9 protein-coding genes are annotated in these 9,069 nt (G+C 49.8%); 4 read left to right on the plus strand and 5 right to left on the minus strand.

The window, feature by feature from the left end:
- Window positions 1-20: 20 nt before the first annotated feature.
- The 4 genes from Q9291_RS10160 to Q9291_RS10175 all read left to right on the plus strand — a co-directional run bounded on the left by Q9291_RS10160 (window position 21) and on the right by Q9291_RS10175 (window position 4,197).
- Entirely contained in the window at window positions 21-1,655 is a 1,635-nt protein-coding gene (locus Q9291_RS10160) for a putative porin (RefSeq protein ID WP_306389935.1), read from the plus strand.
- Between the two features lie 10 nt (window positions 1,656-1,665).
- Window positions 1,666-2,340 carry a hypothetical protein gene (locus tag Q9291_RS10165; RefSeq protein WP_306389936.1) on the plus strand — a complete coding sequence of 225 codons (675 nt, stop codon included), beginning with the start codon at window positions 1,666-1,668 and terminating at the stop codon, window positions 2,338-2,340.
- Between the two features lie 51 nt (window positions 2,341-2,391).
- Entirely contained in the window at window positions 2,392-3,096 is a 705-nt protein-coding gene (locus Q9291_RS10170) for a CAAX prenyl protease-related protein (RefSeq protein WP_306389937.1), read from the plus strand.
- 135 nt (window positions 3,097-3,231) lie between these two features.
- Window positions 3,232-4,197 carry an EpsD family peptidyl-prolyl cis-trans isomerase gene (locus Q9291_RS10175; protein WP_306389938.1) on the plus strand — a complete coding sequence of 322 codons (966 nt, stop codon included), beginning with the start codon at window positions 3,232-3,234 and terminating at the stop codon, window positions 4,195-4,197.
- Window positions 4,198-4,326: 129 nt separating this feature from the next.
- Here the strand turns inward: Q9291_RS10175 and Q9291_RS10180 are convergent, their stop codons facing one another.
- Genes Q9291_RS10180 through Q9291_RS10200 form a run of 5 tightly spaced genes read right to left on the minus strand, consistent with a single transcriptional unit; the run spans window position 4,327 to window position 9,013 of the window.
- Window positions 4,327-5,733 carry a DUF4350 domain-containing protein gene (locus Q9291_RS10180; RefSeq protein WP_306389939.1) on the minus strand — a complete coding sequence of 469 codons (1,407 nt, stop codon included), beginning with the start codon at window positions 5,731-5,733 and terminating at the stop codon, window positions 4,327-4,329.
- A complete protein-coding gene (locus Q9291_RS10185) occupies window positions 5,726-6,478 on the minus strand; it encodes an ABC transporter permease (RefSeq protein ID WP_306389940.1) in 753 nt (250 codons plus the stop codon). Before Q9291_RS10185 ends, Q9291_RS10180 begins: the two co-directional genes overlap by 8 nt.
- A gap of 14 nt (window positions 6,479-6,492) precedes the next feature.
- On the minus strand, window positions 6,493-7,125 hold the full coding sequence (locus Q9291_RS10190) for a response regulator transcription factor (protein ID WP_306389941.1): 633 nt from the start codon (window positions 7,123-7,125) through the stop codon (window positions 6,493-6,495).
- A 15-nt stretch (window positions 7,126-7,140) separates the two neighbouring features.
- Window positions 7,141-7,509, minus strand: coding sequence for a hypothetical protein (locus Q9291_RS10195; RefSeq protein ID WP_306389942.1), 369 nt, complete (start codon window positions 7,507-7,509; stop codon window positions 7,141-7,143).
- Entirely contained in the window at window positions 7,496-9,013 is a 1,518-nt protein-coding gene (locus Q9291_RS10200) for a sensor histidine kinase (RefSeq protein WP_306389943.1), read from the minus strand. Before Q9291_RS10200 ends, Q9291_RS10195 begins: the two co-directional genes overlap by 14 nt.
- Window positions 9,014-9,069 lie beyond the last annotated feature (56 nt).

Consider the following 9,069-nt stretch of genomic DNA (forward strand, 5'->3'; position numbering starts at 1 on the left):
CAACGTGTAAACAGGGAAAAATGATGCAGATCACATTGAAAAACTGGAAGCTATCACTGGCGTTGGCGGCGATTTTTGCCAGCCAGAACGGGGCAGCTGTTGCAGGCGAGCGCGAGTCACTGGAAGAAGTGCGTGCCACCACCATGAGTCTGATTGAGTTGCTGGTGCAAGAGGGCGTGTTATCCAAAGACAAGGCCGACGCCTTGCTTAAACAGGCACAGACGGCAAAGCAAAAAGCCCAGGAAGAGGCTGCTGCACAGCTCGCCTCACAGCCTGTCGAGACGGCAGCGCCTGCTGACGCTGGTCAGCCCAAATCCATCCGCGTGCAGTATGTGCCTGAGCATGTGAAAAATGAAATGCGTGCCGAAATTGAGCAGGAAGTGATGAAAAAGCTCAATTACAAGGCAGGTGAGCGACTGGGGATTCCCGAGTGGATAGACCGGGTGGAATGGACCGGCGAGCTTCGCTTGCGTTATCAGCAGGATCAGTTTAGCGATACCAATGTGAGTCCTGCCACTCTTGCCTCCAATAACACGCAATATATGCAGGTCAATAACACTTCTGAAGATAGAGAACGCCAACGTATTCGCGCTTTATTTGGCGCCAATTTGCATATTAATGATTGGTTAAATGGTGGCATTCGCTTTACTACCGGCTTACTACAAACCCCTGTGACCCCCAACCAGACCGAGGGTTTTTCGCAAGGAAAATTTGTGTTTGGACTGGATAGAGCCTTTCTGGAAGCAAAGCCTTACGATTGGCTCACATTGACCGGAGGTCGTTTTGCCAATCCGTTCTTTACGGGTAATCGGGTCTTTGGTACGGATTTGATTTGGGACCCTGATTTGGCCTTTGATGGTTTAGTCGCCAAAGCTAATCCTAAAATCAATAATCATTGGCAAGTATTTTCTTCTATTGGTGCATTCCCCATCGAGGAAGTTGAAACTTCAGATACAAATAAAGCACGTGATAAGTGGTTGTATGCAGCGCAAGGCGGCATAGAGTGGACAGCAAGCGACAATAGTAAAGTCAAGTTAGGCGTAGCCTATTACGATTTTAAAAATGTCGAGGGTGAACCCAGTCAGTTTAATGGAGACACCAGGTTTGATGCGACCGTACCGTTGTGGAGACAAAAGGGAAACAGTACTTTTAAATTGAATTCTTTTGCTAATAATTGTGATAGCGCGACCAACCCCTCGCGATGCGGTTTGGCTTCGCAATTTCAATTGTTGAACTTTACAGGCGAGGTTGATCTGGCCTTGTTTGATCCGGTACATGTTGTTCTACATGGTGCATATGTGAAAAATATTGGCTTTGACCAGCAAGAAATTTTACGTAGAACGAATACGTTATTAGATGAAGAAAATGAAGGGTATGAGTTGGCGTTGATGGTCGGCCATCCGATGATGAAAAAATTGCATGACTGGCAGGTATTTGGTGGCTACCGCCGTTTGGAAAGAGATGCCATGCTGGATGGTTTTACCGACTCCAACTTCCGCCTTGGCGGCACCGATGCCAAAGGTTACTTTTTGGGTGCGCAGTACGGATTGGGTAAAAATGCGTGGTTATCTTCACGCTATATCAGTGCCGACGAAATCAGCGGGCTGCCATTTTCGGTGGACACCTTTTTTGTTGACATGAACGCCCGTTTCTAAGGTTGACTCGATGAAAAAGACGCTCATTCTTGGTGTGGTCGCGATGATTGCCTGGAGCTGTTCATCGCCGCTATTCGCTGCCGACAAACCTGACAAGGCTACCAAACGTGCCGCCATTCTGATGCAAAAGCTCAAGCAGGATATGGAGGCTGAAAAGGCCGCTCTGCAAACGCAGCTGGAGCAAGAGAAAAAGAGCATGACTGAACAGCTCAATTCTGTCCAGAGTGTACAGCGTAGCAACTCGGCCAAACTGCAAGGGCAGGTAAGACGCAATCAGCAGTTACAGTTTGATGCTGATCGTTTACGCGCAGAAAAACAGGCGTTGGAAAGCCAGCTGACACAATTGCAAACACAGTTGCAGGAGCACCAGCAATTGGTGGCTGAGCTCAACCAGCAATTGACGGACACGAAAAATGCACTGGGCGTGAATGATACGCAGCGAAAAAAACTGGTGAGCAATGTCAGTAATATGCATCAGAAACTGCAATCCTGTGAGGAGAAAAACAGTCAGCTTTATGCCTATGGCAAGTCGCTGGTGAGTTTGTATGATGATGCTTCCACTTACCAGAAAATCCTGCGACAGGAACCGTTTTTTCAGCTAAAGCGGGTTGAGCTGGAGAATTTGTTACAGGAAAAGCGTGATCAACTGGACGGCGGTAAAGTTGATACAATAGCAACGCCTTGATCCTCCTGGTCTTGCACAGTTGAAGATGTGGATGCAGGATTGTTTGGCTTGATGAAAAGTGGCTTAATCGTATGGTTCAGACCGGTTTCTATGTTTAGCGTACAAGAGCGCGCACGTGTTTTTCCCTTTATTGGCTTTATTTTGCTGCTGGCAGCGGAACCTCTGCTAAAGACTGGCCTCACCTCTATCGGCTTGAGCGTGCAGTTGACTTATGTGCTGCGCACCCTGCTGGCAGTCTGTGTGCTTTTTTACTATCGCGAACACTATATAGAGCTTGTGCAAAGACCCAGGGTTCACCACGTATTTTGGGCGCTGCTCAGTGGTTTGATCGTGTTTTTGCTATGGATACTGCCTTATCCCGAGTGGATTGGAAGCAAAAAATCCGGCAGTTTTGCCATTCCGATCATGGGAAATCCTGCGGACCTGTTTTGGCTGGCATGCCGTTGGACAGGCTCTGCGCTGATCGTGCCTGTCATAGAAGAACTGTTCTGGCGTTCGTATTTGATGCGTAAACTGGATGCGTCTGATTTTATGGCCGTGTCCCCCGTAACGGCAAGTGCTTATGCGGTAGTGGCAAGTAGCGTATTATTTGCAGTTGAGCATCAGCTCTGGCTTGCAGGGCTGTTGGCAGGATTGGTATATGCCTGCTTATACCGTCGATTCCAGCTGCTGTGGGTGTCCGTGCTGGCACACATGACTACCAATGCTATATTAGGCATGTGGGTGATTGCAGGAGGGCATTGGTTGTATTGGTAAGCGCAAGTATTAATGGTTTTGTGGTTTGTAAAGTCTGCGTTATCACACGCCCGTGTAATGCCGTTTTTGTTAAGCGGATGGCGCACTTTAGACACAAAACACAAAACACAAACGAAATGACACATTTAAAGGGTGATGATGAAAAAAACAGTATTGATTGTGCCAGCATTGTTGTTGGTAATGGCCGGGTGCAGCAAACATGAAGAGGGGGCTGGTAAAGGCGGTTCTCAAGTGGTCGCCAAGGTCAACGGCAGTGAAATTACCGTGCATCAGTTAAATTTTGCGCTGTCTAAACTGGGCAAGCTGGATGCATCCCAACTTAAACCGGCTTCCGAGAAAATCTTGCAGCAACTGGTCGATATGGAACTGTTGAAACAAAAATCTGTGGCAGAAAAGCTCGATCGTGATCCCAATGTGTTGCAGGTATTAGAGGCTTCGCGCCAACAGGTGCTGGCGCAAGCTTATTTGCAGAAAATAGCCGCCAAACAGGCCGCGCCTTCTGCAGACGAGATCAGCAAGTTTTATGATGCGCACCCGGAGTTGTTCAGTGAGCGCAATGTGTATGTGATACAAGAGTTTGTTATTCAGGATGGCGGTGCGCATGCGAGCGAGATTGAGGCTGGCATCAATCCACTCAAAACTGCGGATGATTTAGGCAAATGGCTAAAAGAGCATGGGTATACATTTACTGCCAATGCTAGCAGAAAAGCCGCTGAGCAATTGCCGCTTGAACTCGCCAGAAGATTGAACACCCTCAAGGCTGGCGACACTTTGATTGTGAATAGCCAGAGTGCACTGGCTTTGCTGTTTTTGGCCAAGGTTGACCGACAGCCAGTGGATATGGACAAAGCCAAACTGGCTATCCAGCAGTTTTTGGTCAATGCAGGTCAGCAAGCCCTGGTGAAAAACGAGGTGACGAGCTTGCGTAAAGAGGCCAAAGTAGAGTTTCTCGGTGACTTCTCGCAAATGAAACTGGAGTCGGCACCAGCCACGGCGTTACCTGCCGCCGAAAAAGCGAACGCACCAGCTGCCAAGATAGACAAAAACGCGCCCATCAGCGAGCACGATCAGGCGATTCAGAAAGGCTTGTCAGGATTGTAAGCAGTCGCTTTCTGACCGCGATAAAACATGAAAGCCCCTTGTGTTTATGCAAGGGGCTTTGTATTTTAGGACGGTGTTATATCCAGCGGCGTTTTGTTCTGGTTGTTATCGTGACATAGCACTTGGCGGCTACTGTCGCTTTCTCCGCAGCCAGATCCAGCCACTGGTCAGCAGTAACAATAGAGGTAATCCAAATTGAAAACCATTGAATAGCACCATCAATAACCATTGCTGTTGTCCTTCAGGCAGCACAATTACGCTGTCACGCAGTGGGCTGGCGGGTAAAGTCACGCTGGGTTGATTGTTTAATACCCATTGTACGCCACGCATGGCCAAGGCCTGATTGCCACCTCGCCCCAGTTGCGCATTGCTCAGAAAATCGGTGCTGCCTATCACGAGAATACGCTGCTTGTCGCCGGAGGCGCGCAAGCGTTCCATGCTCAGCATGACAGTGGCCGGTCCAGCCGTGTCTGTGTCTGGGTCAAAGGTGGGGACGTGCGCCGGATGTTGCGGCCGATAACGGGCGCTGACCCATCCGTGCTCTGCGGCGGCTACCAGTGGGGTCACTTGCCATGGATTGTTGGCGAGTCTTGGCCGCATCAGGCTATGTGCCTGATCAAAGAATGTTCTCAGGGCAAAGTCTTGCGTCAATCCCTGGCCGGCATAGCGCTGCGTGCTGAGTGCGTGTGGTGCGATATCATATGCGCGGTTGCGTGGATCAATGACCAACCCTGCACTGACCTGCAGCCCCAGTTTTTCCGCTAATATTTCCAGCCCCTGTTGTGCAGGGGACGCTGTGAGCCAGATCAGATTGCCACCATTGTGCACATGCTGCAACAATGCGTTGACTTGGTCTGTATTGTACTGCTGATTGGCGCCGGCAAGTAGCCATGTGGGTAAGGTCTTGTTAGGTAATGCCTGCTGCGCGATGTTTACTTTTTCCAGATGTAATCCGGCGGAGGCGACAGCTGCCGCTAACTGGCTGCCGCCTGGTGCTGTGGTGTCTTGTAGGTCGAGTGTATTTTCTCCTTCAATCAGCCACAGCGGTGCATGCTCGCCATGCTTGAGCTGTAGCAGCAGGTTGGTAAAGGCTTCCTCGGTGTAAGGCAAGTATAAATGCGCCTGTTGCCCGCGATAGCTGACAAGCATTTCCCCTTCTTTTTTGATTTGCATGGTTCTGGCCAGTGCCGGGTTGCTGGCCGGGTCTACAAATTGCAACTGTATATCTGCCTGCTGGTGTTGATAACGCTGCACCAGTGCCTGAATGGATTTTCTGAAATAGCGGCCTTTGAATGGACTGTTGCTGCAAAACGCGGTGATCTCGATACGGCCAGGTAACTCTTTTAATACCTTGACGCTGGCGCTGGATAAGGTATTACGCTGGTTGTGGGTCTGGTCGGTTGTGATATTGAAGTGCATAGCCAATGCGCCAATCGCCAGCGTCAGCAACAGTATGGCCAGGACGGATAAGGGGTGTTGCCACCAGATAGGCAAGCATTGACGGAGGCGTAAACGTAAACCGGAAAAATTAGCCATAGAGTTTGTCTGCCTGTAAACGGCGAATCGCCAGTAATACAAAAAACACGGTAAATAGCATAAAAAACACCAGGTCGTAGCTGTTGAGCATGCCTTGTGCAAATTGCCGGTAATGTTGCATGAGTGAAAAATGGTGAAACAGGGCCTGGCTGTTTTCGGTAAAAAATTTATCCAGCATTTGCCACACCATCAATGCGGTCAGGCTACAGAAGGCTGCGAGAATAGGGTTGCTGGTCAGGCTGGAAAAAAATAGCCCCAGCGCACTGCTGGCCAGCATCAGCAACCACAAGCCTAGGGCATGCGTGAGCAGGTAAGGTAAATCAATTTCTGTCCAGGGCGCCAACAGCAGGATCATGACTACCATGCTGATAATCAGCAGGCTGAGGTAGGCGACAATCCCCGCCAGTTTGCCGAGGATAATTTCTGTCATGGAGATGGGCGCGCTCATCAGCAAGGCCATGGTATGGCTTTTACGTTCTTCACTGATCAGTTTCATCGAGATCAGCGGTACCAGAAACATCAGTAACAAGGCCGCGATGCCAAACACACCTTCCGCCATGAACTGGGTCATGCCGATGCGCTGCACCTGCCAGTGCCCGCTGGACATGATCTCAAAATACTGGTTAAAACTCAGGCTGTAATAGGTGCCCACCAGCGCTTGTGAAATCGCCAGCAATAACCAGCCCATGGGAGACGCAAACAGGCTTTTCAGCTCTTTGCGGGCAAGTGTCACCATCATCATCATGTTTTCGCTCCAGCCTACAAACCCTTGATAATGCCAAAGCGCACTGCAATATGAACCAGTTGCCCCGTGGTTTCCACGCCCAGTTTCTGACGTACGCTGGTTTGAATATTGGCCACGGTTTTGTAGCCGATATGCATTTCTCTCGCAATGGTCGCCAGGGCTTCACCCTGTGCAATCCTGCGAAACACTTCGAACTCGCGTGGGGAAAGTTTCTGAATAGGATTTTCCTGGCTTTCAAGGTGGTACATCGACAGGTTTTGCGCCAGCTCATTATTGATATAGCGCCCGCCCTTGAGTATTTTTTGCACGGCTTCCAGAATGACTTCCGGCGGTTCTGTTTTGGTCACATAACCGCGCGCACCAGCCTGGATGGCGCGTGTGGCATAAATACAGTCATCATGCATGCTGAAAATCAGGATACGCATTTGCGGTTTGCGGTGCAAAATGCGTTTTAAGGTTTCGAGCCCGCCGATGCCTGACATGTCCAGATCCAGTATCAGCAGGTCTGGATGGTGTTTTTCAACCAGCAGGCAGGCTTCCTCACCGTTATGTGCATCGGTCAGTACCTGATGACTGGCTTGTTCCAGCAGGGTGCGCAGCCCCTGACGCAGCATGGCGTGGTCATCGGCAATCATTACTTTGGACATGGGTATTTCTGAGCCTTATTTTTTGTTAGCAAAGGTGATGTTCACGCATTTGTCTTCGGCAAAGGTGAGTTCGGCCGCATTGAAGAATTTGTTTGGCGCATACTGAATTTTTCCACGGTAATACCACATTTCAATCTGTTGACCTTTACCGTCTGCCGATGCCCCTTTTTCCTGCAATATCTGGTCAGCATTCTGGGGTTTGACTGCTGTTTCCTTTTTCAGGGGTTTGCCCAGTTGCTCTTCGACAAATTGACGCGATTTGCCGCTGTAGGTTTTCAAAAAAGCTTGTTCTTCAACCACCAGATCTTTTGCATACAGCGGGATGGCTGCTGTCTGCAATACAGTGGCAACGGTCAGTAAGGTGATCCATTTAAGAGGTCGCATAATGGTGTGCTCCGGAAACAGGTGGTTGTGATGCGGAGGCCGAAGACTGGCCTGCCAGTGAAGTTAATGGAATCAGACCGGTAATCAGGGTGCCGGCTTGAGGGCCGCTCATCAGCTTGAATGTGCCATGCAATGATTCGATACGCTCACGCATACCGACCAGCCCGACACCCTCGACCGGCAGGCTGCTGTCCATGCCTTTGCCGTTATCGCGTATCTCTATTTGCAGCATGGCGTTATTTGCGCGTAGCACGACCTGCGCATCAATCCATACTTCTGTGGCTTCAGCGTGACGCGCAATGTTGGTCAGAGCTTCCTGCACGACACGAAAAGCAACAATGTTGATATCTTCTGTGAGTGGCTGTTCCCCGATCTCCAGTCGCAGTTGACAGGTAATGCCGGGCGTCAGTTTTTTCCAGTCGGCCACCAGTCTTTCGATGGCGCCAATCAGTCCAAGTGAATCCAGTGCCGGTGGTCGCAGATGCTTGATCAATGCGCGTACTGATTGCTGCACATGGCTGGTATTAGAGGCAATACGCACCGCGATGACATTGACCTGGTCGGGACTGCTTTTTTGTAGTGCCAGCGCATCCATACGAATGGCGGTGAGGTATTGACCGGTTTCATCGTGAATTTCGCTGGCGATGTATTTGCGCTCCTGTTCTTGTACCTGCATGGCATGACGGGCAAGGATGCGGTTTTCTTTCAGTGTCCGCTCCAGATCCAGTTCCACCAGACATTGCTCGGTCATATCTACCAGATAGCCGTGAATCTGCGGTTGCTTCATCGTCTCAGAATGTACATAAATAAAGCGTGCGCCGACATAACACGGCAAGCCGTCCGGCCGCCTGATTTGCAGTTTATTAAAGTTGATTTCCTGATGTGTCTGTAGCTCCTGTATGAATGGTATCCATTCAAAGGTAAACAGATTGCGGGCACTTGAATCTGCTGGCAGCGGGTGACACACGCGATCAAATGCGCTGTTATGCATGCCGATATTGCCTTCAATATCCAATACGACGTTGCCCGTCAAATCTCCATCAAACAAGGTTTTGTAAAGACGCTGACTGGTCAGTAATTGCTGCTCTACCAGCGTACGCCGTTGTATTTCGGCGCGTATTTCGCGCATGCGTCTATGGCTGAACCATACGCTCAATACTGCGCAGGCAAACAGCGTAAGCGGTATTTCATCGAGTTGCGCATATTCATAGCCTGACAGCCACGCATTGAGTTCTTCCGACAGATTGAACAGCAGGGCACAGGTATAAGCCAGTACAACGCCAGCGATGACTACCAACGTATCCCATGCAGATTGGCTGAGCTTGCCGGACTTGTGCAATCCGGATTGATGAGTGTTGGATTTGTTAAATGCTGCAATCACAGGGATAGACCGATAAAGAGAAGACACGATTAATAGAGAAACCAGATTAAAGATAAAAGCATAAGAAACCTTGCCAAGGGTGCTCGAAATTTGTGCGCGATATCTTCCTTGCGTCTGCCACACAGGCTTGCGTCACTATAGTCCACAACATTCCCGGACGAGTAGTGAAAGATTCCCGT

This window comes from Methylophilus aquaticus (assembly GCF_030769565.1).
In the GTDB taxonomy this organism is placed as follows: domain Bacteria; phylum Pseudomonadota; class Gammaproteobacteria; order Burkholderiales; family Methylophilaceae; genus Methylophilus; species Methylophilus aquaticus.